This window comes from Variovorax sp. V35 (assembly GCF_041154465.1).
Classification (GTDB): Bacteria; Pseudomonadota; Gammaproteobacteria; order Burkholderiales; family Burkholderiaceae_C; genus Variovorax; species Variovorax boronicumulans.
Genome location: NZ_AP028666.1, coordinates 5,371,854 through 5,395,420 on the forward strand (window position 1 = coordinate 5,371,854; position 23,567 = coordinate 5,395,420).

Annotated in this window: 27 protein-coding genes; 13 read left to right on the forward strand and 14 right to left on the reverse strand. The window is 68.0% G+C overall.

What is annotated here, in order from left to right; translation table 11 throughout:
- Window positions 1-44: 44 nt before the first annotated feature.
- The 7 genes from ACAM42_RS24645 (at window position 45) to ACAM42_RS24675 (ending at window position 6,699) form a co-directional block, all read left to right on the forward strand.
- Window positions 45-1,043: a TRAP transporter substrate-binding protein gene (locus ACAM42_RS24645; RefSeq protein ID WP_369629728.1), complete on the forward strand. Its 999-nt coding sequence runs from the start codon at window positions 45-47 to the stop codon at window positions 1,041-1,043.
- A 155-nt stretch (window positions 1,044-1,198) separates the two neighbouring features.
- A complete protein-coding gene (locus ACAM42_RS24650; protein ID WP_062473355.1) occupies window positions 1,199-2,233 on the forward strand; it encodes an ABC transporter substrate-binding protein in 1,035 nt (344 codons plus the stop codon).
- On the forward strand, window positions 2,233-3,090 hold the full coding sequence (locus ACAM42_RS24655) for an ABC transporter ATP-binding protein (RefSeq protein WP_070062386.1): 858 nt from the start codon (window positions 2,233-2,235) through the stop codon (window positions 3,088-3,090). Before ACAM42_RS24650 ends, ACAM42_RS24655 begins: the two co-directional genes overlap by 1 nt.
- A 10-nt stretch (window positions 3,091-3,100) precedes the next feature.
- Window positions 3,101-3,871, forward strand: coding sequence for an ABC transporter permease (locus ACAM42_RS24660; RefSeq protein ID WP_095746348.1), 771 nt, complete (start codon window positions 3,101-3,103; stop codon window positions 3,869-3,871).
- An 11-nt stretch (window positions 3,872-3,882) separates the two neighbouring features.
- Window positions 3,883-4,359 carry a nucleoside deaminase gene (locus tag ACAM42_RS24665; RefSeq protein WP_159273291.1) on the forward strand — a complete coding sequence of 159 codons (477 nt, stop codon included), beginning with the start codon at window positions 3,883-3,885 and terminating at the stop codon, window positions 4,357-4,359.
- Window positions 4,359-5,177: an aminoglycoside phosphotransferase family protein gene (locus ACAM42_RS24670; protein WP_369629729.1), complete on the forward strand. Its 819-nt coding sequence runs from the start codon at window positions 4,359-4,361 to the stop codon at window positions 5,175-5,177. The genes ACAM42_RS24665 and ACAM42_RS24670 overlap by 1 nt, the downstream gene beginning before the upstream one ends.
- A 10-nt stretch (window positions 5,178-5,187) precedes the next feature.
- Window positions 5,188-6,699 carry a hypothetical protein gene (locus ACAM42_RS24675; RefSeq protein WP_369629730.1) on the forward strand — a complete coding sequence of 504 codons (1,512 nt, stop codon included), beginning with the start codon at window positions 5,188-5,190 and terminating at the stop codon, window positions 6,697-6,699.
- Here ACAM42_RS24675 and ACAM42_RS24680 read toward each other — a convergent pair.
- From ACAM42_RS24680 to ACAM42_RS24690, 3 genes are read right to left on the reverse strand one after another with little or no spacing between them, the layout of a single operon-like run.
- The gene (locus ACAM42_RS24680) at window positions 6,663-6,884 is read right to left on the reverse strand and encodes an oxidoreductase-like domain-containing protein (protein ID WP_307588791.1); all 222 of its coding nucleotides are present in this window, start codon (window positions 6,882-6,884) and stop codon (window positions 6,663-6,665) included. The genes ACAM42_RS24675 and ACAM42_RS24680 overlap by 37 nt on opposite strands.
- Window positions 6,885-6,900: 16 nt before the next feature.
- Window positions 6,901-8,253, reverse strand: a complete 1,353-nt coding sequence (locus ACAM42_RS24685; RefSeq protein ID WP_369629731.1) for a sensor histidine kinase — start codon at window positions 8,251-8,253, stop codon at window positions 6,901-6,903.
- The gene (locus tag ACAM42_RS24690) at window positions 8,250-8,930 is read right to left on the reverse strand and encodes a response regulator transcription factor (RefSeq protein ID WP_062473345.1); all 681 of its coding nucleotides are present in this window, start codon (window positions 8,928-8,930) and stop codon (window positions 8,250-8,252) included. Before ACAM42_RS24690 ends, ACAM42_RS24685 begins: the two co-directional genes overlap by 4 nt.
- Before the next feature lie 121 nt (window positions 8,931-9,051).
- On the opposite strand from ACAM42_RS24690, the gene ACAM42_RS24695 reads away from it, so the two are divergent.
- Complete coding sequence (locus tag ACAM42_RS24695) at window positions 9,052-9,744, forward strand: phosphatase PAP2 family protein (protein WP_235944182.1); 693 nt, start codon at window positions 9,052-9,054, stop codon at window positions 9,742-9,744.
- A gap of 10 nt (window positions 9,745-9,754) precedes the next feature.
- Here ACAM42_RS24695 and lpxO read toward each other — a convergent pair whose 3' ends face one another.
- The 3 genes from lpxO to ACAM42_RS24710 form a co-directional block, all read right to left on the reverse strand.
- Window positions 9,755-10,651 (reverse strand): lipid A hydroxylase LpxO, encoded by an 897-nt coding sequence (gene lpxO / locus ACAM42_RS24700; protein WP_070062382.1) that lies wholly within the window; start codon window positions 10,649-10,651, stop codon window positions 9,755-9,757.
- A gap of 93 nt (window positions 10,652-10,744) precedes the next feature.
- Window positions 10,745-12,175, reverse strand: coding sequence for a HAMP domain-containing sensor histidine kinase (locus ACAM42_RS24705; protein ID WP_307637751.1), 1,431 nt, complete (start codon window positions 12,173-12,175; stop codon window positions 10,745-10,747).
- On the reverse strand, window positions 12,172-12,855 hold the full coding sequence (locus tag ACAM42_RS24710; protein WP_062473337.1) for a response regulator: 684 nt from the start codon (window positions 12,853-12,855) through the stop codon (window positions 12,172-12,174). Before ACAM42_RS24710 ends, ACAM42_RS24705 begins: the two co-directional genes overlap by 4 nt.
- A 166-nt stretch (window positions 12,856-13,021) precedes the next feature.
- Between ACAM42_RS24710 and ACAM42_RS24715 the strand changes: the two genes are divergently transcribed.
- Complete coding sequence (locus ACAM42_RS24715; RefSeq protein WP_369629732.1) at window positions 13,022-14,158, forward strand: alpha/beta fold hydrolase; 1,137 nt, start codon at window positions 13,022-13,024, stop codon at window positions 14,156-14,158.
- A 3-nt stretch (window positions 14,159-14,161) separates the two neighbouring features.
- Here ACAM42_RS24715 and ACAM42_RS24720 read toward each other — a convergent pair whose 3' ends face one another.
- The gene (locus tag ACAM42_RS24720) at window positions 14,162-15,040 is read right to left on the reverse strand and encodes an NAD(P)-dependent oxidoreductase (protein ID WP_369629733.1); all 879 of its coding nucleotides are present in this window, start codon (window positions 15,038-15,040) and stop codon (window positions 14,162-14,164) included.
- A 127-nt stretch (window positions 15,041-15,167) separates the two neighbouring features.
- On the opposite strand from ACAM42_RS24720, the gene ACAM42_RS24725 reads away from it, so the two are divergent.
- Entirely contained in the window at window positions 15,168-15,521 is a 354-nt protein-coding gene (locus tag ACAM42_RS24725) for a helix-turn-helix domain-containing protein (protein ID WP_062473331.1), read from the forward strand.
- 131 nt (window positions 15,522-15,652) lie between these two features.
- Here ACAM42_RS24725 and ACAM42_RS24730 read toward each other — a convergent pair whose 3' ends face one another.
- From ACAM42_RS24730 to ACAM42_RS24740, 3 genes are read right to left on the reverse strand one after another with little or no spacing between them, the layout of a single operon-like run.
- Window positions 15,653-16,054, reverse strand: coding sequence for an OsmC family protein (locus ACAM42_RS24730; protein ID WP_062473329.1), 402 nt, complete (start codon window positions 16,052-16,054; stop codon window positions 15,653-15,655).
- 31 nt (window positions 16,055-16,085) lie between these two features.
- Entirely contained in the window at window positions 16,086-16,565 is a 480-nt protein-coding gene (locus tag ACAM42_RS24735) for a GNAT family N-acetyltransferase (protein WP_307588800.1), read from the reverse strand.
- A complete protein-coding gene (locus ACAM42_RS24740; protein WP_062473326.1) occupies window positions 16,562-17,029 on the reverse strand; it encodes a winged helix-turn-helix transcriptional regulator in 468 nt (155 codons plus the stop codon). Before ACAM42_RS24740 ends, ACAM42_RS24735 begins: the two co-directional genes overlap by 4 nt.
- A gap of 128 nt (window positions 17,030-17,157) precedes the next feature.
- On the opposite strand from ACAM42_RS24740, the gene ACAM42_RS24745 reads away from it, so the two are divergent.
- Entirely contained in the window at window positions 17,158-18,459 is a 1,302-nt protein-coding gene (locus ACAM42_RS24745; protein ID WP_369629734.1) for a D-amino acid dehydrogenase, read from the forward strand.
- 42 nt (window positions 18,460-18,501) lie between these two features.
- Here the strand turns inward: ACAM42_RS24745 and ACAM42_RS24750 are convergent, their stop codons facing one another.
- Genes ACAM42_RS24750 through ACAM42_RS24765 form a run of 4 tightly spaced genes read right to left on the reverse strand, consistent with a single transcriptional unit; the run spans window position 18,502 to window position 21,273 of the window.
- The gene (locus ACAM42_RS24750) at window positions 18,502-18,852 is read right to left on the reverse strand and encodes a hypothetical protein (RefSeq protein ID WP_369629735.1); all 351 of its coding nucleotides are present in this window, start codon (window positions 18,850-18,852) and stop codon (window positions 18,502-18,504) included.
- Window positions 18,853-18,880: 28 nt separating this feature from the next.
- Window positions 18,881-19,705 (reverse strand): MetQ/NlpA family ABC transporter substrate-binding protein, encoded by an 825-nt coding sequence (locus ACAM42_RS24755; protein WP_369629736.1) that lies wholly within the window; start codon window positions 19,703-19,705, stop codon window positions 18,881-18,883.
- A gap of 43 nt (window positions 19,706-19,748) precedes the next feature.
- Complete coding sequence (locus ACAM42_RS24760; RefSeq protein ID WP_062473319.1) at window positions 19,749-20,411, reverse strand: methionine ABC transporter permease; 663 nt, start codon at window positions 20,409-20,411, stop codon at window positions 19,749-19,751.
- A complete protein-coding gene (locus tag ACAM42_RS24765; protein ID WP_070062373.1) occupies window positions 20,404-21,273 on the reverse strand; it encodes a methionine ABC transporter ATP-binding protein in 870 nt (289 codons plus the stop codon). The genes ACAM42_RS24760 and ACAM42_RS24765 overlap by 8 nt, the downstream gene beginning before the upstream one ends.
- Before the next feature lie 235 nt (window positions 21,274-21,508).
- Between ACAM42_RS24765 and ACAM42_RS24770 the strand changes: the two genes are divergently transcribed.
- Together ACAM42_RS24770 and prfB are read left to right on the forward strand one after the other, a co-directional pair.
- Complete coding sequence (locus ACAM42_RS24770) at window positions 21,509-22,333, forward strand: MetQ/NlpA family ABC transporter substrate-binding protein (protein WP_369629737.1); 825 nt, start codon at window positions 21,509-21,511, stop codon at window positions 22,331-22,333.
- A gap of 126 nt (window positions 22,334-22,459) precedes the next feature.
- Window positions 22,460-23,564 (forward strand): peptide chain release factor 2 gene (gene prfB / locus ACAM42_RS24775; protein WP_095950518.1). Its coding sequence is split into 2 segments (ribosomal slippage): window positions 22,460-22,540 and window positions 22,542-23,564, totalling 1,104 coding nucleotides; the frame shifts between segments, so codons are not numbered across the junction.
- The last annotated feature ends 3 nt before the right edge of the window (window positions 23,565-23,567 follow it).

Consider the following 23,567-nt stretch of genomic DNA (forward strand, 5'->3'; position numbering starts at 1 on the left):
CGCTGTCTCTCGCTTCCATTCACCTCACCCCACAGGAGCTTCGCATGCCCCTCTCCCGCCGCCAGTTCGTCCAGGCCGCCGCCGGCACCGCCGCCGCGTCGACCGCCCTCTTCGGCACCCTGTCGCGTGCCGCCGCCGCCAAGGAATTCCGCCTGGGCCTCATCACGCCCGCGGGGCACTCGTGGAACCGCGCCGCGGTGAGCTTCGGCGAAGCGCTGAAGAAGGCCACCGACGGCCGCCTGAGCGCCACGGTGTTCCACTCGGGCCAGCTCGGCAACGAGTCGGCCATGATGCAGCAGCTGCAGTCGGGCGCGCTCGACATGGGCTGGATCCAGGCGGCCGAACTCGGCTCGCGCGTGGCGAGCGTGGCGGCCATCAATGCGCCCTACCTCGTGCGCTCGACCACCAACGTCGCCTCGCTCGTGCGCACGCCCGCGGCGCTCAAGCTGCTCGACGTGCTGCCGCGCGAGACCGGCACCATCGGCCTGGGCTGGGGCATCACCGGCATGCGCGTGGTGTTCGCGACCAAGGACATCGCCTCGCCCACCGACCTGAAGGGCATGAAGCTGCGCATCAACCCCACGCCGGTGTACCGCGACTTCTACCAACTGCTGGGCGCCGCGCCCACGCCCATTCCCACGCCGGGCGTGTTCGACGCCATGTCCAACGGCCAGGTCGACGGGCTCGAAGCCGACATCGAGTTCTCGTGGAACCAGCGCTTCGACCGCGTCTCGAAAACGCTGCTGCCGATGAACGCGCTGTTCATGCCCTTCGCCCCGCTGGTGTCGGGCCGCATCTGGCAGACGCTCGATGCGAAAGACAAGGCGCTCATCACCGACCTCGTGAAGCAGCAGCTCGACGCGCAGATCAAGGACATCGTGACCACCGAGCTGGGCCTCATCGACAAGTTCAAGGCCAGCGGCATCGCGATCAAGAGCGCCACCGGCTACAACCCTGCGCCGGTCATCGCCGAATTCGACAAGGTCTGGCTGCCCAAGGCGCCGCAGATCGCCGAGCTGCGCAAGATCGGCGCCGCGCTCTGACGACGGCCCAAGGCCCTGATTCCCAGGCGCGGTGCACGCCGCACACGCCCTGGGCGCACCACGCACCTCGGTGATTCACCGGAAGGGTTCGCACCAATCGCGTGCGGGCACCGTTTTTGCTTGAATGCCGAAGCATTCACCTTCACGGAACCCGCATGAACAAGCGTCAACTGATCCAGTCCTTCCTCGCCGCCTCGGCCCTCAGCTTCGGCCTGTCTTCGGCCATGGCCCAGAGCCCGACGCCGATCAAGTTCCAGCTCGACTGGCGTTTCGAAGGACCGGCCGCGCTGTTCCTGCACCCCGCGGCCAAGGGCTACTTCAAGGCCGCCGGCCTGGACGTGACCATCGACGCCGGCAACGGCTCGGGCGGCACCGTGACGCGCGTGGCCTCGGGCGCCTACGACATGGGCTTCGCCGACCTCGCGGCGCTGATGGAGTTCCACGCCAACAACCCCGACAGCCCGAACAAGCCGGTGGCCGTGATGATGGTCTACAACAACACGCCGGCCTCGGTCATGGCGCTCAAGAAGAGCGGCATCACCAAGCCGGCCGACCTCGCCGGCAAGAAGCTGGGCGCGCCGGTGTTCGACGCGGGCCGCCGCGCGTTCCCCATCTTCGCCAAGGCCAACAACATCGGCGCCGTGAACTGGACCGCCATGGACCCGACGCTGCGCGAGACCATGCTGGTGCGCGGCGACATCGACGCCATCACGGGCTTCACCTTCACCTCGCTGCTCAACCTGGAAGCGCGCGGCGCCAAGGCGGCCGACGTGGTGATCCTGCCCTACCCCGACTACGGCGTGAAGCTGTACGGCAACGTGATCATCGCCTCGCCCAAGCTGCTCAAGGACAACCCGGCGGCGGTGAAGAAGTTCCTCTCGGCCTTTGCCAAGGGGGCCAAGGAAGTCATCGCCAACCCGGCGCTGGGCATCGAGTCGGTGAAGGCGCGCGACGGCATCATCGACAGCAAGCTCGAGACGCGCCGCCTGCAGCTGGCCATCGACACCGTCATCAACAGCGCCGACGCGCGCACCGACGGCTTCGGCGCCGTCAACGCGGGCCGCATGTCGCTCATGGCCTCGCAGGTGTCCGATGCCTTCAACACCAAGACGCGCGTGAGCCCCGACGCCGTGTGGACCGCGGCCATGCTCCCGCCCGCGGCCGAGCTCAGCGGAATCCTGCGCAAGTGATGGCGGCCGGCGCAACGACACCCGACGCAGCCGCCCCCTTCGTCGATTTCCAGGACGTCTGGCTCGCCTACAACGAAGAGCTGCTGCGCGCCAACCACTTCGCGGTCGAGGCCATCGACCTGAAGGTGACGCGCGGCGAGTTCATCGCCATCGTCGGCCCCTCGGGCTGCGGCAAGTCGACCTTCATGAAGCTCACCACGGGGCTAAAGATGCCCTCGATGGGCAAGATCCGCATCGACGGCCAGCCCGTGACCGGGCCGCTGAAGATCTCGGGCATGGCCTTCCAGGCGCCCTCGCTGCTGCCGTGGCGCACCACGGTCGACAACGTGCTGCTGCCGCTGGAAATCGTCGAGCCCTACCGCTCGAACTTCAAGGCCAAACGCAAGGAATACGAAGAGCGCGCCCGACGCCTGCTGCAGAAGGTGGGCCTGGGCGGCTACGAGGACAAGTTCCCGTGGCAGCTCTCGGGCGGCATGCAGCAGCGCGCGAGCATCTGCCGCGCACTCATCCACGAGCCCAAGATGCTGCTGCTGGACGAGCCCTTCGGCGCGCTCGACGCGTTCACGCGCGAAGAGCTGTGGTGCATCCTGCGCGACCTGTGGACCGAGCAGCAGTTCAACGTGATCCTGGTCACGCACGACCTGCGCGAGTCGGTGTTCCTGGCCGACACGGTGTACGTGATGAGCAAGAGCCCCGGACGCTTCGTGGTCAAGCGCGAGATCGACCTGCCGCGCCCGCGCGAGCTGGAGCTGACCTACACCAAGGAGTTCACCGACATCGTGCTCGAACTGCGCGGCCACATCGGCGCCATCCGCGGCAACGCCACCACCCCCTCCGCCGCGGCGGCGGCGCACTGAGGAGGCGGCGATGAAAAACACCAAACAACTCGAGCGCTGGTCGCCGTGGCTGCTGCTCGTGGCGGTGCTCCTTCTGTGGCAGGTGATCTGCGCGGGCTTCGGCGTGTCGGACTTCATCTTTCCCAGCCCGCTGCGCATCTGGGAGCAGTTCTGGGAGTTCAAGGAAATCATCGCGGGCCATGCCTGGCGCACCTTCTGGGTCACGATGGCGGGCTTCGGCCTGGCGATCGTGGTGGGCGTGCTGCTGGGTTTCGTGATCGGCAGCTCGCGCCTGGCCTATGCGGCGATCTACCCGCTCATGACGGCCTTCAACGCACTGCCCAAGGCGGCCTTCGTGCCGATCCTGGTCGTGTGGTTCGGCATCGGCATCGGGCCGGCGATCCTCACGGCGTTTCTGATCAGCTTCTTCCCGATCATGGTGAACATCGCGACCGGCCTGGCCACGCTCGAACCCGAGCTGGAAGACGTGCTGCGCGTGCTGGGCGCCAAGCGTTGGGACGTGCTCGTCAAGATCGGCCTGCCGCGCTCCATGCCCTACTTCTTCGGCTCGCTGAAGGTGGCGATCACGCTGGCTTTCGTCGGTACCACGGTGTCGGAGATGACCGCGGCCAACGAGGGCATCGGCTACCTGCTGATCTCGGCCGGCTCGGCCATGCAGATGGGCCTGGCCTTCGCGGGCCTGATGGTGGTGGGCGCGATGGCGATGATCATGTATGAGCTGTTCAGCCTCATCGAGAAGCACACGACAGGCTGGGCGCACCGCGGCTCGCAGAACGCATAAATAATGGGGGCATGACCCCCGAACAGATCACCCGCGCGCTGCGTCGCGCCGACGCCGTGGCGCGACGCGCCATGGCCATGGGCCGCCACCCCTTCGGCGCCGTGCTCGTCGCACCCGACGGCGAGACCATCCTCGCCGAACAGGGCAACATCGACACGGTGCACCACGCGGAGGCCACGCTCGCGCGCCACGCGGCGCAGAACTGGCCGCCCGAGTACCTGTGGCAGTGCACGCTGGTGACCACCTTCGAGCCCTGCGCCATGTGCGCGGGCACGAGCTACTGGGCCAACATCGGGCGCATCGTGTACGGCGCGGAAGAATCCGCGCTGCTCGCCCTCACCGGCGACCACCCCGAGAACCCGACGCTGAGCCTGCCCTGCCGCGAGGTCTTCGCGCGCGGACAGAAACCCGTCGAGGTGATCGGCCCCGTGCCCGAGGTGGCCGACGAGATGATCGCCACGCACCGGGGGTTCTGGGAATCGCGCTAGTGGTCCCGCTCGGCGTGTTCGCGCCTTACCTGGAACGCTGGAACCTCACGCCCGACGGCGAGGCCTTCACCTCGCTGAGCGGCACGCTGCTGCCCGTGCGCCAGCAGGGCGTGGCGGCCATGCTCAAGCTCTCGCACGAGGCCGAGGAACAGGCGGGCAGCCTGTTGATGGCCTGGTGGAACGGCGACGGCGCCGCGCCCGTGCTGGCCCATGACGGCGAAGCCTTGCTGATGGTGCGCGCGCAAGGCACTGCCTCGCTGCCGCAGATGGTTCACGAAGGCCACGACGACGAGGCCACGCGCATCCTGTGCGCCGCCGCCGCGCGCCTGCATGCCCCGCGCGACACGCCGCCGCCCCCGACGCTGGTGCCGCTCTCGCGCTGGTTCGAATCGCTGTGGGCCGGCGCGGCCACGCACGGCGGCGTCTTCGCGCACAGCGCACGCACCGCACGCGAGCTGCTGGCCGCGCCGCGCGAGGTGGTCGTGCTGCATGGCGACATCCACCACGGCAACGTGCTCGACTTCGGCCCAGCCGGTTGGCTCGCCATCGACCCCAAGGGCCTGCACGGCGAGCGCGGCTTCGACCACGCGAACATCCTGTGCAACCCGGATGGCGGGAGCGCGCTGGTGCCGGGGCGCTTCGCGCGCCGCATCGAGGTCATCGCGGAGGCCGCGGGCATCGAGCAGCGGCGATTGCTGCAGTGGGTGCTGGCTTGGGCCGGGCTGTCGTCGGTGTGGATGCTGGAAGACGGCGAAGCGCCTGGGAGCACGCTGGAGGTGGCGAAGCTGGCGGCTGCGGCGCTCGGGATCGCCAGCTAGATTCGGACGCATGTCTCGCCCTCACTCCTACCTCGACGTCCTTGCGCGGGTCCTGGCGCTGCCGATATCGGAAGGCCTTGCGTCTTCTGACGAGCGCTTTCACGCGGCATCGGCGGGTGAAGACGCATTGATCGTCGATGTCGAGAAGCGCCGCTACCACCGCGTGCCCGATGCGCGTCCTCTGAGCTTTGAAGACGCGGCGCAGGACGGCGTCACGCAGGCCGCGCTGCAGCTTGAACACCGCGATGGCATCCGCACGATCGCGCTGGCCGCGCAGGACGACAGCTTCTGGACACCGCTGCCCGATCCGCGCGTGATCGGCCTGCCGCGCATCGTGCAGCGGCATGACACGGCGTGGACGTCTCCGGCACCGCCGCCTTCAAATGCCCCTTCACGAACCAGCATCACCGACTGGCTGGGGTCGCTGGTCGCGCTGGCGGTGCTGGCCTTCTTTGCCGCCTTCGGTTTCAACGCACTGCGCTGGTCGCTGGAGGGCGGTTGGAACCTGCTGTGGCTGCTCGTGGGGCTGCCGGTGTTTCCGATCTTCACCGTGCTGACACTGTCGGCCGCCTACGGCTTTTTCCGAACTGCGGTGCCACCGCGCCAGGCCCTGAGCGCGATCGATGTCCGTCGCGACGAGCGCTTTCGCATCGGCGAACCCCTGGCGTTTCGCGTGGATGCCACGGTGCCAGCGTCGGTGGGCGATCAACCCGCGGAACCGCCGCCCCAAGTCTTTGCTCGCCTGATCGTCCAGACGGTGAACGACAAGGAGGATGGCAGTTGGTCGGTGAACGATCAGGCGTGGGACGCGGACCCCGCCGACTGCGTTCCATCGACGCTCACCGGCACAGGCGAACGCCACGTGCACTATGCCGGCACCGTGACGGCATCGCGCAACATGCCGCGCAAGGCACAGGAGCGCTGGCACCTGGCGTTGTCCGCCAGCCAGGAGGCGGAAACCGAGCCGTTCTATGTCACCAGTCTCGCCACGCCGCCCTTGATCACGCCCCACCGGATGGTGCAACCGCCGGATCGCCTGGCACAGCTCAATGCCCTGCTGCACGACGATGGGTTTGAGTTGGTCCGCACGGCCTACGGCAGAGAACGCAGCAGGGCATTCTTCGACGACTTCACGCCGGAGGATATCCGGGCAGTGTTCACGGTCGACGCCGAGGCGGTGGTGGACCACGCGATGGCCACTGCTTGGTACGAAGGCCAGATCGAGACCGAGCGAGTCGGCGGCGACAGCTCCTACTACCTGCTGAAGGAAGGCTCTGCCTACAAGGTGATGTTCACCGAACGCTGGTGGACCGAGTCACTGTACGAGTCGACCGATCTGCGCAGCACCGTGGCACGCTACCTCGTGGCAACCAACCTCTTTGTCCGACGCCTGCCGGGCGCGCAAGCGCTGGAGATTCCAGCGCCCTACAGCGACATGAGGTCCGACTCAGCCCCTTCGGTTTCCGCGACCGACGAGACGCCTCCTCAATCCAGCAGCAGCGACGCCTCATCCCGCCAATAGGCCACCGCCGCCAGCCACCCTTCCCACACGCACCCATTGCAGCCGCGCCCGCAGCAGGTGGTGGGCTCCGGCGGCGGCGCGCGCATCGCCACGCCTTCGGCATCGAGCATCGCCTGCACGCGCGCGATCAGCGCTTGCGCGCCGGCGAGGTTCGTGGGTTCGGGCAGCCGGTCGATGGCGTTCATGACAAGCGGGTCTTCTTCAGGCCTCGAGGTTCATCAGTTCGAGCCGCATCTTCGCGCCGCCCGATTCGCTCGAGCCGATGCTCAGCTGGCCGCGATGCAGCCGCGCCACCTCGGCCACGAGGTGCAGGCCCAGCCCGGCGCCGCGCCCGCGCGGCACGAGCCGGTGGAACGGCGCCACCACGCGCTCGCGGTCGGCCTCGGGAATGCCGGGGCCCGAGTCGCGCACCTCGATGCACGAGGGCTCGCACAGCCGCACCTGGATGTCGCAGCCCGGCCCGCCGTGCTCGATGGCGTTCTGGATCAGGTTGGTGAGCGCGCGTTCCAGCGAGGGCGCATCGCCGCGCACCGTGAGCGGCTGCGGCGCATCGACCGACAGCGTGCAGCGGCTGCGGATCGCGAGCGGCGCGATGTCGGCCGCCACGCGCTCGCACAGCGACTTCAGCTCCACCTGCTGGTCCAGCGACAGGCCGTGGTCGAGGCGCTGCAGGTCGAGCAGCTGCTCGGCCAGCGTGGCCAGCCGCGCCGAGGCCTGCATGAGCTTCATCTTCAACGGGTCGTTGGGCAGGCCTTCGAGATGGATCTGCAGCGTGGTGATCGGCGTGCGCAGCTCGTGCGCGGCGTCGGCCAGGAAGCGCTCCTGCCGGTCGTAGCCTTCGTTGAGCCGGTCGAAGGCGCGGTTGACCGCATTGACCAGCGGACGGATCTCGCTGGCCACGTTGGCCAGCGGCAGGCGCGTGGTGCGCTCGTGCACGTCGATGCCCTCGGCATGCTCCGCCGTGGCCACCACGCCCTTCAGGCCGCGCTTCACGACGAAGGGCGTCGCCAGGATCACGCCCAGGCAGGTGACGAGCGCCATCGGCGCCACCAGGAACAGGAAGGCGATGCCGGTGCCCTTGAGCGTGTTCTCCACCGTGAGCGGGCCGCCGGTCTGCGCCATCACGGCCACCGGGCCGGCGCGCGATTCGATGCGCTCGAAACGGGCCTTGGGGCGGGTGCCGTCGCTCTCGGGGTCGATGGCCACGCGCTCGGTGTCGTCGAGTGCATCGAGCAGCCGCAGATAGGCGGGCGGCACCTCGCCGTGGCGCAGCTGCACGCCGCGCGGGTCGCGCACGATGAACCAGAACTGCGGGTCGGCCTTCTGCAGCCGCCGCAGCGCGCTCGTGGGCTCGACCACCAGCTGGCCATCGGCGCCGCGCATCAAGGCGTGCTGGATGGAGGCCACCGTCTCGTGGCCGGTCTCGTCGACCACGCGGCCCAACGCCCACGCCAGCCCGAGGAAGCCGCCCATCACCAGCAGGCCGACCACCACCTGCAACAGGATCAGGCTCCAGATCAGCCGCCAGCGCAGCGAAAGCAAGCTAAGGCTCATGCCGACTGTGGCGCGCACATCAGGTAACCCACCCCGCGGATCGCATGGATCTCGACCTGCGCGCCCGCCTTGTCGAGCTTGGAACGCAGGCGCGAGACGTGCGTGTCGAGCGCGTTCGACTGGATGTCGTCCTTGTGGCCGTACACGCGGTCTTGCAGCGCCTCGCGCAGCACGGTGCGGCCGCGGTGTTCGAGCAGCGTCTCGAGCACCAGCAGCTCGCGCCGCGGCAGCGTGAGGCAGGCCTCGCCCACATGGGCCTGGCGCGTGTGGTGGTCGAAGCGCAGCTGCCCCAGCGTCATGATGAAGTTGGCGCGCACCGCGGGGCGGCGTGCCAGCGCGCGCACGCGGGCCAGCAGCTCGTCCATCGAGAAGGGCTTGGCCAGGTAGTCGTCGGCGCCGCCATCCAGGCTCAGCACGCGCTCGGCCACGTCGGTCATGGCGGTGAGCACGAGCACGGCGCAGGCGATGTGGTTCTGCGCGAGGAACGCGACGAGCGAGAGGCCGTCGCCGTCGGGCAGGCCGCGGTCGAGCACGACCACGTCGTAGGGCGCGCCGAGCGCGGCCTCCTCGGCCGCGCGCAGCGAGCTCGCCACATCGACCACCGCCTGGTTCTGGCGCAGCGCCGACGCGAGCGCCTGCGCCAGGTCGGCTTCGTCTTCGACAAGCAGGATTCTCATGGGGGGGATGGGGAGAGACCGGACAGGCGGGTGATTCTAGAGAGCCCCACACGAGGTAACGCAATGTTCACGCAATGCATGCGCCTACGCTGTGGCGCTTCCCTCTCCTGAAAGCGCACCGGTGACGCTGCCCTCCCGCCCGAACCCCGCCGCCCTCCCCGTCACGCCCTGGCACCTGGCGCTGGGGCAGCGCTTCGCCACCCTGTGGGTCGTGAAGATGATCGGCACCACGCTCGGCATCTCGGGCTTCTTCGTCCTGTACTTCTGGGTGATGCACCACCCGCCCTCGGTGCCCACGGTGATGCCGCTCACCGCCATCGACCACTGGGTGGACGTGAGCGACGACGCGATGCTGCTGTACAGCTCGCTGTGGTTCTACATCTCGCTCGCGCCGGCCTTCACGAAAGACAAGGCCGAGCTGTGGGCCTGCGCGCGCGGCGCCGCACTCATGGCGGCCATCGGCCTGGCGGTGTTCTGGTGTTTTCCGACGGTGGTGCCGAGCTTTGCGATCGACTGGTCGCAGTACCCGGCGCTGCAGTTCCTCAAGAGCGCCGATGCGGGCGGCAATGCCTTCCCGTCGCTGCATGTGGCCTTCGCCGTGTTCGCGGCCGTGTGGCTCGGCCGCCAGCTGCGCAGCGTGCAGGCGCCCGCGTGGACGCAATGGGTGAACGTGCTGTGGGCCGCGGGGATCGTCTATTCGACACTGGCCACGCGCCAGCACGTGCTGCTCGACGTGCTCGGCGGTGTGCTGCTGGCGGGCCTGGTGTGCTGGCGTCGCGCGCCGCGTGCCCGCTTGGTGCTGGCCGAGGCGTGAGCGCCGTCGGTTACCAGAAGATCCAGAGGGCCAGGCCGCCGAAGATCGTCCACTTCACGAGGTAGTACGCGCGCTTGTCCCAGGCCTTCAGGCGCTTGCCGATCACGCGGATCTGGTAGATGTACTTGAAGGCGCGGTTCAGGCCGCCCGTCTTGTCGCCCGCGTCGTTGGGCGAAGCGGCGGCGGCCAGCAGGTTCTTCGCGAACCAGCGGTTCACGGCACTGGCCCAGCGGTACTTCAGCGGACGCTCGATGTCGCAGAACAGGATCACGCGGTCGTGGTCGGTGGTGTTCTCGGCGTAGTGGATGTAGGTCTCGTCGAACACCACGGCCTCGCCGTCGCGCCAGTGGTAGCGCTGGCCGTCCACGTCGATGTAGCAGCCTTCGACGCCCGGCGTCCACAGGCCCAGGTGGTAGCGCAGCGAACCGGCGAACGGGTCGCGGTGGCGCACGAGGCGGCTGCCCGGGGGCAGCTCGGCGAACATCGCGGCCTTGATGGTGCCGATGCCCTTGAGCAGCTCGGTGGTGCGCGGGCACAGCACGGCGGCCGAGGGGTGCGCCTCGTCATACCACTTCAGGTAGAAGCGCTTCCAGCCGCTCTTGAAGAAGGAGTTGAAGCCCACGTCGTTGAACTGGCTCGAGGCCTTGATGCTGCCGCCGTTGCGCATGGCCAGCGCTTCTTCGCGGATCACTTCCCAGTTTTCCTCGAGGATGCGCATCTCGGGGAACTGCGCGGGCGACAGGTACGGCGTACCGGGCACCTTCGAGAAAAGGTACATGAAGACGTTCAGCGGCGCCAGGAAGGTCGAGTGATCAGAGAGCTGTCTGAAGAACTTGTGCCGGACCTGGCCACGGAAGTGAACGTAGAGTGCGCTGAGCACGAAGATGGCAAGAATGACCCACTTCATTGGTGAAAGTGTCCTGTAGACGAGCGCCGGGGGAGCCGGCTAGTGTAAATCCTTGCCCCGGAACAGGCCCGGCCGGGGCCTTTTCCCCCGGGCTCAGGCGCCGACGAGCAAAGGCTGCGGCACGTCGGCCTGCGCCAGCGGCAGCCGCACCGTGGCCAGCAGGCCGCCACCCGGGGCCTCGCCCAGCACCGCCTCGCCGCCGTGCCGGTCGACCACCGACTTGACGATGGCCAGGCCCAGCCCGCTGCCGCTTTGCGTCTGGTCGGGGTTGCGGAAGAAGCGGTCGAACACGCGCTCGCGCAGCGCGGGCGGAATGCCTGGGCCCGTGTCGGCCACGGTCAGCAGCGCCCGCGCGCCCTCGCGCGCCACGTGCACCGTCACGGTGGCGCCGCAGGGGCTGTACTTGATCGCGTTGTCGATCAGGTTGTCGATCATCGAGACCAGGCTTTCGCGCTCGCCGAGCACCGGCACGGCGTCGTCGCACACCAGTTCGAGCTCCACGCCGCGCGCACGCGCCAGGCCCTCGATCATGGCCAGCCGGTCCTGCACCAGCCCGTCGAGCGACAGCATCACGGGCAGCGCGTTGGTGGCGACGGCGTCGCTGCGCATGAGCTGCAGCAGCTGCCCCACCAGCCGGGCCGCGCGGTCGTTGCTGCGCAGCAGGTTGGCCATGAGTTCGCGCTGGCCCTCGTCGCTGCTCTGCTCCTTCAGCGCCTCGACGTTCACGCGCATGGCCGCCAGCGGCGTGCGCAACTCGTGCGCCGCGTCAGCGATCAGGCTGCGCTCGCGCGTGGTGCTGTCGCGCACCCGCAGCAGCAGGCTGTTGATGCTCTGCACCATCGGCTTGAGCTCCTTGTGTGGCGGCGTGTACGACAGCGGCGTCAGGTCGTCGGGACCGCGCTCGGCGGTCTCGCGGCTCACCTGGCGCCACGGACGCAGCGCCAGCCGCACCGACAGCCAGGCGGGAAAGACCAGGAACGGCAGGCTGATCACCAGCGGCAGCAGGTAGTAGCCGCGCGACAGCACGGTGACGGCCAGCCGCCACACGCTGGGCTCGGCCAGCACCACGCGGGTGTCGGCGATGGGCGAAGCCATCGTGCGCGCGCGCCACTCGCGGCCGCCCGCGACCACGGTCTCGTTGCGGTCGGGCACCGAGTTCAGCAGCACGGGCACACCGGCGCGCGAGTTGTAGATCAGCTTGCCGTGCTGCCACACCTGCATGACCGCCAGGGCTTCGTTGGTTTCGTCGCCGTCGCTGAGCGCCTCGATGAGCGCGGCGTCGAAGGCCTCGAGCGCCTCTCGTTGCCGCTCGGGTTGGTCCTCGAGCTTCTGCGCAATGGAGATCGCCGCCTTGAAGATGCTGGTGAACCGGAGCAGCCCCGGGTCCTTGTACGAGTCGTACAGCAGCAGCCCCACGGCCGAGGTCCACAGCAGCGCGACCACGGCCATCTGCGCCACCAGCAGGCGGCGCATCAGGGACGGCTGGTTCCAGTTCTTCCAGCCGCGCGCCAGCTGGCGCATCATTTCGACGGGCTCCGCACCAGCGACTGGGTGTCGATCACGTAGCCGATGCCGCGCACCGTGCGGATGTAGCCCTGCCCGATCTTCTTGCGCAGGTTGGAGATGTGCACCTCGAGCGAGTTGCTGCCGTTGGCCTGGCCACCGGGCAGCACCTGCTCTTCCATCACGCGGCGCGTGACCACGCGGCCGGTGCGCTTGAGCAAGAGCGCCAGCAGGTCGAACTCGCAGCGCGACAGCTCCACCGGCTCGCCGTCGACGATCACGCCGCGCGTGGGTTCGTGCAACGCCAGGCCGCGCATGCGGATGGTCTCGTCGTTGAAGCCGTAGCTGCGCCGCGCCAAAGCCCGCACGCGCGACAGCAGCTCGGCGAGCGCAAAGGGCTTCACGAGGTAGTCGTCGGCACCGTCGTCCAGGCTGCGCAGGCGGTCGTTGAGCGCGTCGCGCGCGCTCAGCACCAGCACCGGCAGGATCTGGCGGGTGCGGCGCAGGCGCAGCAGCAGGTCGAGCCCGTCGCCGTCGGGCAGGCCGAGGTCGAGCAGCACCATGTCGAAGGCGCCGTTGTCGAGGGTGCGCAAGGCGTCGTCGAGCCGGCGGACCCACACCACGTCCAGGCCCTGGTTGGCGAGCGCAATGCGCACGCCGTTGCCAAGATCAAGATCGTCCTCAACAAGCAAAAGATTCATGGGAAGGATTCCAAGCGAACAAGCCCGGTTCCGGGAAGTGGCCGAAGTATCTGCCACACCCCGTCGCCCTGCTTCAGGAAGCCTTCATGAAGGCTGCAGGGCTTCTTCAGGCGGCGTGCCCACACTGCAAGGCTCCTGTTTTCTTCTTCCTGCCTGGAGCCCCGACGTGCCTCGCCCCTGTCTTTCCACGGTCCGCCCGCACTGGGCGAACCCGCTTCACTTCCAGCGCCGCGACCTGCTGCGCGCCGTGCTTCTGGGCAGCGCGGCCGGGCTGGCGGCTTGCGGCGGCGGTGGTGGCGGCAACGCCGGCCCCGCCCCCATCGGCAACGACCTTCCCGTGGCGGCCACCGACCGCCGCGTGAAAGTGTCGACCACGCCCGAGGTCTCGCTGCAGGTGCGCGACTGGCAGCGCGGCGACGACGGTGGTCCCGTGCTCGTGCTGCTCGCCGGCCTGGGCGGCAACGCGCGCTGCTTCGACAGCCTGGCGCCCGCGCTCGTCGCGGCCGGCGCCGCCTCGCGCGTGCTCGCGGTGAGCCGGCGCGGCTACGGCCTGTCGGACAAGCCGCTGCCGGTGAAGAGCGCCACGCAGCACTACGAAGTCGACACGCTGGTCGACGACCTGGTCGCACTGTGCGATGCGCTCGGCCTCACGCGCGTGGTGCTCGGCGGCCATTCGATCGCCGGCAACGAACTCACGCGTTTCGCGGGCCGCTTTCCCGAGCGGGTGCGCGGCCTGGTGTACCTCGATACCACCTTCGACTACACGAAGGACGCCGACACCGGCGGCGAAGACCCGCCGCTGAACCGCCGGCTCGACGAGCCCGCGCCCACGCCCGAGGACGGGCGCTCGATGAAGGCGGCCATTGCCTACCTGCGGCGCAAGTCGAAGAACTGGTGGCCGGCGCTCGAGGCCAACCTGCGCGACGCGCTCGACGAGCTGGCCGACGGCAGCGTGCGGCCCAACACGCCCGACGCCGTGGAAACCGCGATGGACACCGCGGCCCACCGCTTCTCGCCCGACTACCGGCCGGTGCGCGCGCCAGCGCTGGTGGTGACCGCGCTGCCGTTCGACCAGCGCGACCTGTTCCCCTGGCTCGAACGGCCGCTCGACGCGCAGACCGGCCAGGACGCCGCCGACTTCCTGCGCATCTTCCGCCGCGTGCGCCGCACCGACGCCGACCACCTGGCCGCCGCGCTGCAGACCTCGCACCGGCTCACGCTGGACCACTGCAACCACACCGACTTCTTCATGGAACGCGAGGCCGAGGTGGTGCGCGCGATCCAGTCGATGCGCTGGGCCTGATCCTTACTGCCGCAGCAGCTTGATCAGCGCCGCCAGTTCCTCGCCGCCGAGCCCCGCCGCATCGGCGCGCCGGAACAGGCCCGCGGCAAAGGCCGGGAACTCGGTGTTGATGCCCGCCTCCTGCGCGGTCTGCAGGATGCGCTGCGTGGCCTCGACCGAGATGCGCATCGGGCTCTGCGTGATCGCGAAGTCGCCCGACTGGATCACCGCGCCCTCGTGCTGGAGAAAGCCCGCGAAGGTCGGCATGATGCCGGCCACGATGCGGCCGTACTCGGCCACGTCGAAGCCTTCGTGCTCGGCGATGCGCGCGCCGTGCAGAAAGCCGAGCATCGTGCCGTAGATGCTGGACAGCGTGGCCAGGTCCATGGCCGCGGCCGCACTGGCCTTCTCGCCGAGGTAGACGATGCCGCCGGCCAGCACCTTCAGCAAGGGCTCGGCCTCGGCGAACACGGCCTGCGCACCCGACACCAGCAGCGGCGTGTCGGGCCGGCCCATCTGGTCCGGCGCGGCCTGGATCGCGCCTTCGAGGTAGGCGGCGCCGTGGCGGTGCGCCCAGGCCTCGGCCTCGCGCGCGTCCTTCGGGCTGCCGGTGGTGAGCTGCGCGAGCAGGCGGCCGTCCATGGCTGCGGCCACGCCGTCCATCGCGAAGATCGCGTCGGCGGCGCGGTAGTCGTACACGCACATCACGGCCATGCGGCTCGCGCGCAAGGCCTCGGCCGCGCTGCGTGCCAGCACGGCGCCGCGGGCGACCAGCGCGTCGGCCTTGTCGGCCGTGCGGTTCCACAGCGTGACCTTGTAGCCCTGGTCGAGAAAGAGCCGCGCGATGACGACGCCCATGGCGCCCAGGCCCAGAACCGAAACTTCCTTGTTGGTGTTGCTCATGGCAATCCGATGCAGTGGTGGTTGATGACGCCTGCATGGTAGAAATTACACTTCCACATGGTCAAGTACCTACGATAAAGTAAGGTACTTACCAAATGGGAAGTATTGGAATCGCAAGGAGCAAGAGATGGCAGCGAAGAAGCCCTACAACTGCGGCATCGGCCCCGCGTTCGAGGTCATCGGCGGCAAGTGGAAAGCCGTCATCCTGTGGGAGCTGCACCTGCAGCCCTACCGCTTCGGCGAGCTGAAGCGGCTGCTGCCCGAGGTCAGCGAGAAGATGCTGATCCAGCAGCTGCGCGAGATGGAAACCGACGGCCTCGTGCACCGCGAGGTGTTCCACGAAGTGCCGCCGCGCGTCGAGTATTCCGAGACCTCGCTCGGCGCCACGCTCAATGCGGCGCTGGGGCCGCTGGCCGATTGGGGTGACCGCTATGCCAAGCGCGTGGCGGCGGCGCGCAAGCAGGCCGAAGCGGCGAAGTAAGACCGGCGCCTCTGAAGGCGCGAAGAAACCGTAGCGAGCGCCCCGAGGTCGCGTCGAGGACCGGAACCGTACTCCCGTACGGTGAGGACCGCAGATGCGAGATCGGGACGCGCAGTAGGTTTATTGGGCCTTCAGTCGGCCCAGCCGGTTTCGATTTCTGTTTTCACTTCGGTCATGAGCTTGTGCACGGGGCACTTGCCGGCCACGCGCAGCAGCTCGTCGCGCTGCGCCTCGGTCAGCTCGCCCGTCAGGCGCAGGCCCGACTTCAGGCGGTAGATGCCCTTGCGCTCCTCGCTGTCGTCGCGGTCGACCACGACCTCGATGTCTTCCACCGGAATGCCCTTGCGGCGCGCATAGAGCAGCACCGTGAGCGCCTTGCAGGCCGCCAGCGACGCGTCGTACAGGTCGTGCGGCTCGGCACCGCCGTCGCTGCCGCCGCCCGCGGGCGAGGCATCGACGGGGATCTCGTGGTTGCGGATCTTGAGGATGTGGCGCGTGCCGGTGGTGCCGTCGCGGCGGATCGAGAGGGTCATGCCGATGTCCTTGAAGGGGTGAAAAGAAAGCTCAGGCCAAGTCTTTCACATACAGGATGGTCGTGAATCCGCTGTGCCATTCGAGGTCGGGGTAGCGGCCGGCTTCGCGGTAGCCGAGCGCGCGATACAGGCCCTGGCTCTGCGTGTTGAAGGTGTCGGTCTCGAGCCGCGCCTGCGTCACGCCGTCGGCGCGCATGCCGGCTTCGGCAAAGGCCATGAGCGCGCGGGCGATGCCCTTGCGCTGGTGCGCGGCGGGCACGTGCAGGGCCTGCACGAAGTCGTGCTCCCAGTGCACCATGCCGACCACCTCGCCATCGAGTTCCGCCACGAAGAAGGCCGGGCCGCTCTCGTCGATGTAGCCCACGGGCTCGCCGCTGTCGGCATAGGCCTTGGCTGCCTCGGGCGTGAGCTGCGGCAGCCAGGTGCTCGCGAAGGTGTCGTCGAGGATGGCCTTCACCGCATCGAAGTCGGCTAGGCGCCAAGGCCGGATGGCAACGGCGGCGGCGCTCACCGGTCCACCGCCAGCATCAGCGTTTCCTTGATCTCTTCCATCACCACGTAGCTGTGCGACTCGGCCGCCACCGGCAGCTTCTTGAGGATGTCACCCAGCAGGTGCCGGTACTCGCTCATGCCGCTCAGGCGCGCCTTCACGAGGTAGTCGAAGCTGCCCGACACCAGATGGCATTCGAGCACCTCGGGCATGTGCAGCAGCTCCTGCTTGACCTTGTCGAACACGTCGCCCGACTTGGCCGAGAGCTTGATCTCCACGAACACCAGCAGCGTCTTGCCCAGCGCCTCGGGCGAGACGTGCGCGTGGTAGCCGGTGATGACGCCGTCGCGCTCCATGCGCTTGACGCGCTCGGCGCAAGGCGAGGCCGACAGGCCGATGCGCTCGGCCAGTTCGGTCATGGAAATGCGGCCCTGGCGCTGCAGCAGGTCGAGGATCTTGCGGTCGATTCGGTCGAGTTCGGGCATTTCACTCCGCGTGGGGCCTTGGACGGTTTTCGGCAGCGATTTTCACGGCCAAAGACCTAAAAACAATGGAATCCACTGCATTGTGCACTTTAGATTCACATCATTCCATTCAGATCAGCGGATACACCATGAAAGTCATCGTTCTCGGCGGCGGCGTGATCGGCACCACCACGGCGTACTACCTCGCGCGCTCCGGCGCCGAAGTCACCTTGCTCGACCGGCAGGCCGGCCCGGCCGAGGAAACGAGCTTCGGCAACGCCGGCCAGGTGTCGCCCGGCTACTCGACGCCGTGGGCCGCACCCGGGATTCCGCTGAAGGCGATCAAGTGGATGTTCCAGAAGCACGCGCCGCTGTCGATCCGACCCGACGGCACGCTGTTCCAGCTGCGCTGGATGGCCGCGATGCTGCGCAACTGCTCGCCCGAGCGCTATGCGGTCAACAAGGAACGCATGATGCGCGTGGCCGAATACAGCCGCGGCTGCCTGCAGCAGCTGCGCGCCGACACCGGCCTGCAGTACGAGCACCGCACCGGCGGCACGCTGCAGCTGTTCCGCACGCAGGCGCAGCTCGACGCGGTGCAGCGCGACATCGCCGTGCTCGAGGAATGCGGCGTGCCTTATGAACTGCTCGACCGCGACGCCCTGGCGCGCGTCGAACCCGGCCTGGCCGGCGCGCGCGACCGCCTCACGGGCGGCCTGCGCCTGCCCAACGACGAAACCGGCGACTGCCACCTGTTCACGCGCGGCCTGGCCGAAATCGCACACGGCTTGGGCGTGGACTTCCGCTTCGGCCAGACCATCGACGGCCTGGAGACCGACGGCGGCCGCATCACCGGCGTGCGCACGCGTGCCGGCAAGATCCTCACGGCCGACCGCTATGTGATGGCCTTCGGCAGCTACTCGCGCGCCGCCATCGCTTCGCTGGGGCTGGACATTCCGGTGTACCCGGTCAAGGGCTATTCGCTCACGGTGCCGCTGCTCGACGAATCGCTCGCACCGCAATCGACCGTGCTCGACGAAACCTACAAGGTCGCCGTCACGCGCTTCGACAACCGCATCCGCGTGGGCGGCATGGCCGAGCTCGGCGGCTTCGACCTGCGCCTGAACCCGGCGCGCCGCGCCACGCTCGAGAAAGTGGTGAGCGACCTGTTCCCGGGCGGCGACCTGCCCAACGCCAGCTTCTGGACCGGCCTGCGCCCGATGACGCCCGACAGCACGCCGATCGTCGGCGCCACGCGCTACCCCAACCTGTTCCTGAACACGGGCCACGGCACGCTGGGGTGGACCATGGCCTGCGGCTCGGGCAAGCTGATCTCGGACCTGGTCACGGGCCAACGGCCGGAGATCCGCACGGACGGGTTGGCGATGGACCGCTACACGCAAGGGCCGTCGCGTTCGGCACGCCCGAACCCGACGACGGCGCCGGCCTGAGCGACGCCTGGGATGCGACGGGCCGCGCAGGCCCGCGCTGACCTACTCGTCGCTCGCGTCGTTGCCCGTCATCGCGAGCACCTCTTCGACAAAGGCCTCGAAGCGCGGCAACGCGGCAGGCAGCCCGTCGGGCGAAGCCACCTCGCCCGCATCGAAGAAATGCGGCGCACCGGCGGGAATGGCGACCCACTCCCCGCCTTCGACCAACAGCCCCAGATACCCCTCTGCCGTCGGCAGATAGAACAGCCCCGCGCTGTCGAGCACGCGCTGGCCGTCGGCCTCGCCGCGTCCCCAGCGCACGCCGTGGCGCGCGAGGTGGCCGCTGATCCAGCCGTCGCACACGTGCGTGTCGCGCCAATTGGCCTGGCCATCGAATACGGCGAGCACGGGCATGGGGCGTCCTTCGCTGAAGCGTGAGGGATTACTGCAGGAAGCTGGGCTTGGCGTAGCCCTGGAACTTGCTGTCGACCACCGTCTTGAATTCCTTCGAGCGGTAGGCGTCGGCGATGTCCTTGGCCCAGGCGGCGTTCTTGTCGGCGCTCTTCACGGCAACCACATTCAGGTAGTAGTCGGGCGTCTTCTCGAGCACCACGGCCTCGGTGAGCTTCAGGCCCGACGAGATCGCGAAGTTGCCGTTGACGATGGCGTACTCGGTGTCGCCCAGCGAACGCGGCAGCTGCGCGGCCTCGAGCGGAATGAACTTGAGCTTCTTCGGGTTCTCGGCCACGTCCTTCTCGGACGCGCGCAGCGGATCGATGCCGGCCTTGATCGTGACCAGCTTGTTCTGCTCCAGCAGCACCAGCGCGCGCGCCAGGTTGCTCGGATCGTTCGGCAGCGTCACGCGGTCGCCTTCCTTCACGTCGGCCAGCGTCTTGCGCTTGGTCGAGTACACACCCATGGGCGCGATCGGGCCCTGCACCAGCTCGGCGAGGTCCAGCTTCTGGTCGGCCGAGAACTTCTGCAGGTAGACCCGATGCTGGAAGAAATTGGCGTCGAGCGAGCCCTGGGCCAGCGCGAGGTTGGGCTGCACGTAGTCGTTGAACTCGACCAGCTTCACCTTGTAGCCCTTCTTCTCGAGGATCGGAATGATGCCGGCCTTGAGCTGGTCGGCATTGGAGCCGGCGGTGCCGCCGATCACGAGGCTCTTCTTGGCGTCCTGCGCCTGCGCCGACAGCGAGAGGCCGCCGAGCGACAGCGCGACGAGGGAAACGGCGAGGACGGAACGGCGCAGCAGTGCGGTTTTCATGGAATGAACTGAAAGATGAGAGAAGAAAAAGAAGAAAGGGACATCAACGCTTGTCGAGCCGGCGCGCCGTGGTGTTGCCCACGAACTGCAGGATCTGCACCAGCACCACGAGCAGCGCCACGGTGAGCACCATCACGTCGGTCTGGAAGCGGTAGTAGCCGTAGCGGATCGCCAGGTCGCCGATCCCGCCGCCGCCCACCACGCCGGCAATGGCCGAGTACGACAGGAAGCTCACGGCCAGCACGGTGAGCGCGAGCACCAGGCCCGAGCGCGCCTCGACGATCAGCACGCGCCAGACGATCTGCAGCTCCGAGGCGCCCATGGCATGCGCCGCCTCGATCACGCCGCGCGGCACCTCGCGCAGGCACTGGTCGACCAGCCGCGCAAAGTACGGAATGGCCGCGAACGACAGCGGCACCGCGGCCGCCAGCGGGCCGATGGAGGTGCCCGCGATGATCCGCGTGAACGGCACCAGCGCCACCAGCAGGATGATGAACGGGAAGGAACGCACCGTGTTCACGATCCAGTTGAGGATGTGGAACGCGGGCTTGTTCTCGAGCGACTGGCCCGGGCCGAGCAGGAACAGCAGGATGCCCAGCGGCCCGCCGATGAGCACCGCCGCCGACAGGCCGATGGCCAGCATCAGGAAGGTCTGGCCCGTGGCCGTCCACAGCTCGGGAAGGATGGGGGTGATGTTCTCAAACATAGGCCAGCTCCTGCGCGTTGCGCTGTGCGGTCGCCACGCGCGGCGCCACGGGTTCGCGCGCCTCGCGTTCGCGGCGGCGCACCAGTTCGTCGATCTCGCGGCCCAGCGCGGTCTTGCGTTCCTCGCTCGGGGCATCGACGGCGAACTGCTCGATGAGGCGGCCCTTTTCGAGGATGGCCACGTTGCGGCACAACACCTCGACCACCGAGAGCTCGTGCGTGACGATCACGATGGTCACGCCGATCTTCTGGTTGATGTCGCGCAGCGTCTCGAGCAGCGCGCGGGTGGTTTCGGTGTCGAGCGCCGAGGTGGGCTCGTCGCACAACAGCACCTGCGGGCGCGGCGCCAGCGCGCGGGCGATGGCCACGCGCTGCTTCTGGCCGCCCGAGAGCTGGGCCGGGTAGGTGTCGATCTTTTCGGCCAGGCCCACGAGGTCGAGGCACTCGCGCACCCGCTCGTTGATCTCGGCCTTGGAGTGGCGGCCGTGGATCTTCAGCGGGAAGGCCACGTTGTCGAACACCGTGGCGTTCTGCAGCAGGTTGAACTGCTGGAAGATCATGCCGATGTTCTGGCGCGTGTCGCGCAGCTCGCGGCGCGACAGCGTCGTGAGGTCGCGCCCGCCGACGAACACCCGGCCCGCGTCGGGCCGCTCGAGCAGGTTGATGAGGCGCAGCAAGGTCGACTTGCCGGCGCCGCTCTTGCCGATCAGGCCGAACACGTCGCCCTGCTGGATTTCGAGCGACAGCGATTGCACGGCATCGAACACCTCGCCGCTGGGCAAGGCAAACGACTTCTGCACCGATTGAAGACGGATGACCGGCGCCGCGTTGCCGCGTGCCGCATCAGGCGAAGGGAAGGTCATGAAAGAAGGCGCGGGCCGCACAGGCGCGACCGCGCAGGTTCGCAAAAAGGTGCCGAGTATGAAAAGAAACAAGCCGAAAGGGAACGAACAAATCGGCTCGTGCTTATATGAAAAATCAGATAAGAAAGACCATATGGAACGAGTGGACGCCATATCGATATGAGGATTGGTTCGTTCCCGATCCGCGGCGGCAATGCCACATTCGGCGCCTTCATTTCTTCGATTTCGCGCCACCATGCATTCCACTTTCCGCCGCCGCGGCCTCACGCTCGCCACCCTCGCCACCCTCGCCACCGCCCTTTTCGCTGGCGGCACTGCCTTTGCGCAGGACAACAAGAACACCGTCAAGGTCGGCATTTCCGTCGGCAGCGCCGAGCAGGTGTTCGAGGTGGTCAAGAAGGTCGCCGCCAAGGACGGCCTGACCGTCCAGGTCGTGGTGTTCAACGACTACCAGCTGCCCAACGCGGCGCTGGCCGCCGGCGACCTGGACGCCAACGCCTTCCAGCACCAGCCCTTCCTGGACAACCAGATCAAGGCGCGCGGCTTCGACCTCGTGCCCGTGGGCCTGACCATCACCGCGCCGCTGGGCTTCTACTCGCGCAAGATCAAGTCGATCGACCAGCTGGCCGACGGCGCCTCGGTCGGCATCCAGAACGACCCGTCGAACGGCAACCGCGCCCTGCTGCTCTTGCAACAGGCCAAGCTCATCACCCTCAAGCCCGAGGCCGTGAAGAACAACAACGCCACGCCGCTGGACGTGGTGACCAACCCCAAGAAGCTCAAGCTGGTGTCGCTGGACGCCGCCCAGCTGCCTCGCTCGCTCGACGACCTGGCCATTTCGGCCATCAACAACGACTACGCCGAGAAGGCCGGCCTGTCCTTCGGCAAGGACGCCGTCATCAAGGAATCGGCCCAGAGCCCCTACGCCAACCTGATCGCCGTGCGCCGCGCCGACAAGGACAAGCCCTGGGCCAAGCGCCTCGTGGCGGCCTACCAGTCGCCGGAGGTGCGCAGCTTCATCGAGACGCAGTTCAAGGGGTCGCTGATTCCGGCGTTCTGATTCCGGTGCCCGCGCCTTCCCCCCGAGAGGGAAGGCGCAATACAGGGGCGCTGCCTGGCGGGTTGGCGGACCGTGAGAAAATGACGGGTTCCCCCGAACACCAACCTCACACAGTCAGGACACCCCATGGACGCAGAACAGATCAACCAAATCGGCGCAATGCTCGCGGACCTGAGCGTCCGTACGGTCGATTTACGGAGGTATCTTTGACTACGATGCCAAAGCCGAACGACTGAGGACAGTCAACGCATCGCTCGAAGACCCGAACGTCTGGAACGACCCCAAGAAGGCCCAGGAACTGGGCAAGGAAAAGAAGTCGCTCGACGACGTGGTCGTCACGCTCGACCGGCTCACCAACGGGCTGTCGGACAACACCGAACTCTTCGAGATGTCGAAGGAAGACGGCGACCTCGACGGCCTGCAGGCCATTGCCGATGACGCCGCCACGCTCGAAGCCGACATCAAGCAGCTCGAGTTCCGCCGGATGTTCAACAACCCGGCCGACCCGCTGAACGCCTTTGTCGACATCCAGGCCGGCGCCGGCGGCACCGAGGCCTGCGACTGGGCCAGCATGCTGCTGCGCCAGTACCTGAAGTACGCCGAGCGCAAGGGCTTCAAGACGCAGATCGAAGACGAAACGCCCGGCGACACCGCCGGCATCAAGGGCGCGACCATCAAGGTCGAGGGCGACTACGCCTTCGGGCTGCTGCGCACCGAGACCGGCGTGCACCGCCTGGTGCGCAAGTCGCCGTTCGACTCGTCGGGCGGGCGCCACACCAGCTTCGCATCGATCTTCGTGTACCCCGAGATCGACGACTCGATCGAGATCGAGATCAACCCTTCCGACGTGCGCACCGACACCTTCCGCGCCAGCGGCGCCGGCGGCCAGCACATCAACAAGACCGACTCGGCCGTGCGCCTGACGCACATCCCGACCGGCATCGTGGTGCAGTGCCAGGACGGCCGCAGCCAGCACAGCAACCGCGACGTGGCGTGGAAGCGCCTGCGCTCGCGCCTGTACGACCACGAGATGCGCAAGCGCCAGGAAGAGCAGCAAAAGCTCGAGGACAGCAAGACCGACGTGGGCTGGGGCCACCAGATCCGCAGCTACGTGCTGGACAACAGCCGCATCAAGGACCTGCGCACCAACGTCGAAGTCTCGGCCACGCAGAAGGTGCTCGACGGCGACCTCGACGTGTTCATCGAAGCCTCGCTCAAGCAAGGCGTCTGACCG

Coding starts and splice junctions, on each gene's coding strand:
- ACAM42_RS24645 (WP_369629728.1), top strand. CDS start 45: ATGCCCCTCTCCCGCCGCCAGTTCGTCCAGGCCGCCGCCGGCACCGCC.
- ACAM42_RS24650 (WP_062473355.1), top strand. CDS start 1,199: ATGAACAAGCGTCAACTGATCCAGTCCTTCCTCGCCGCCTCGGCCCTC.
- ACAM42_RS24655 (WP_070062386.1), top strand. CDS start 2,233: ATGGCGGCCGGCGCAACGACACCCGACGCAGCCGCCCCCTTCGTCGAT.
- ACAM42_RS24660 (WP_095746348.1), top strand. CDS start 3,101: ATGAAAAACACCAAACAACTCGAGCGCTGGTCGCCGTGGCTGCTGCTC.
- ACAM42_RS24665 (WP_159273291.1), top strand. CDS start 3,883: ATGACCCCCGAACAGATCACCCGCGCGCTGCGTCGCGCCGACGCCGTG.
- ACAM42_RS24675 (WP_369629730.1), top strand. CDS start 5,188: ATGTCTCGCCCTCACTCCTACCTCGACGTCCTTGCGCGGGTCCTGGCG.
- ACAM42_RS24680 (WP_307588791.1), bottom strand. CDS start 6,884: ATGAACGCCATCGACCGGCTGCCCGAACCCACGAACCTCGCCGGCGCG.
- ACAM42_RS24685 (WP_369629731.1), bottom strand. CDS start 8,253: ATGAGCCTTAGCTTGCTTTCGCTGCGCTGGCGGCTGATCTGGAGCCTG.
- ACAM42_RS24690 (WP_062473345.1), bottom strand. CDS start 8,930: ATGAGAATCCTGCTTGTCGAAGACGAAGCCGACCTGGCGCAGGCGCTC.
- lpxO (WP_070062382.1), bottom strand. CDS start 10,651: ATGAAGTGGGTCATTCTTGCCATCTTCGTGCTCAGCGCACTCTACGTT.
- ACAM42_RS24705 (WP_307637751.1), bottom strand. CDS start 12,175: ATGATGCGCCAGCTGGCGCGCGGCTGGAAGAACTGGAACCAGCCGTCC.
- ACAM42_RS24710 (WP_062473337.1), bottom strand. CDS start 12,855: ATGAATCTTTTGCTTGTTGAGGACGATCTTGATCTTGGCAACGGCGTG.
- ACAM42_RS24720 (WP_369629733.1), bottom strand. CDS start 15,040: ATGAGCAACACCAACAAGGAAGTTTCGGTTCTGGGCCTGGGCGCCATG.
- ACAM42_RS24725 (WP_062473331.1), top strand. CDS start 15,168: ATGGCAGCGAAGAAGCCCTACAACTGCGGCATCGGCCCCGCGTTCGAG.
- ACAM42_RS24730 (WP_062473329.1), bottom strand. CDS start 16,054: ATGACCCTCTCGATCCGCCGCGACGGCACCACCGGCACGCGCCACATC.
- ACAM42_RS24740 (WP_062473326.1), bottom strand. CDS start 17,029: ATGCCCGAACTCGACCGAATCGACCGCAAGATCCTCGACCTGCTGCAG.
- ACAM42_RS24745 (WP_369629734.1), top strand. CDS start 17,158: ATGAAAGTCATCGTTCTCGGCGGCGGCGTGATCGGCACCACCACGGCG.
- ACAM42_RS24750 (WP_369629735.1), bottom strand. CDS start 18,852: ATGCCCGTGCTCGCCGTATTCGATGGCCAGGCCAATTGGCGCGACACG.
- ACAM42_RS24755 (WP_369629736.1), bottom strand. CDS start 19,705: ATGAAAACCGCACTGCTGCGCCGTTCCGTCCTCGCCGTTTCCCTCGTC.
- ACAM42_RS24760 (WP_062473319.1), bottom strand. CDS start 20,411: ATGTTTGAGAACATCACCCCCATCCTTCCCGAGCTGTGGACGGCCACG.
- ACAM42_RS24765 (WP_070062373.1), bottom strand. CDS start 21,273: ATGACCTTCCCTTCGCCTGATGCGGCACGCGGCAACGCGGCGCCGGTC.
- ACAM42_RS24770 (WP_369629737.1), top strand. CDS start 21,509: ATGCATTCCACTTTCCGCCGCCGCGGCCTCACGCTCGCCACCCTCGCC.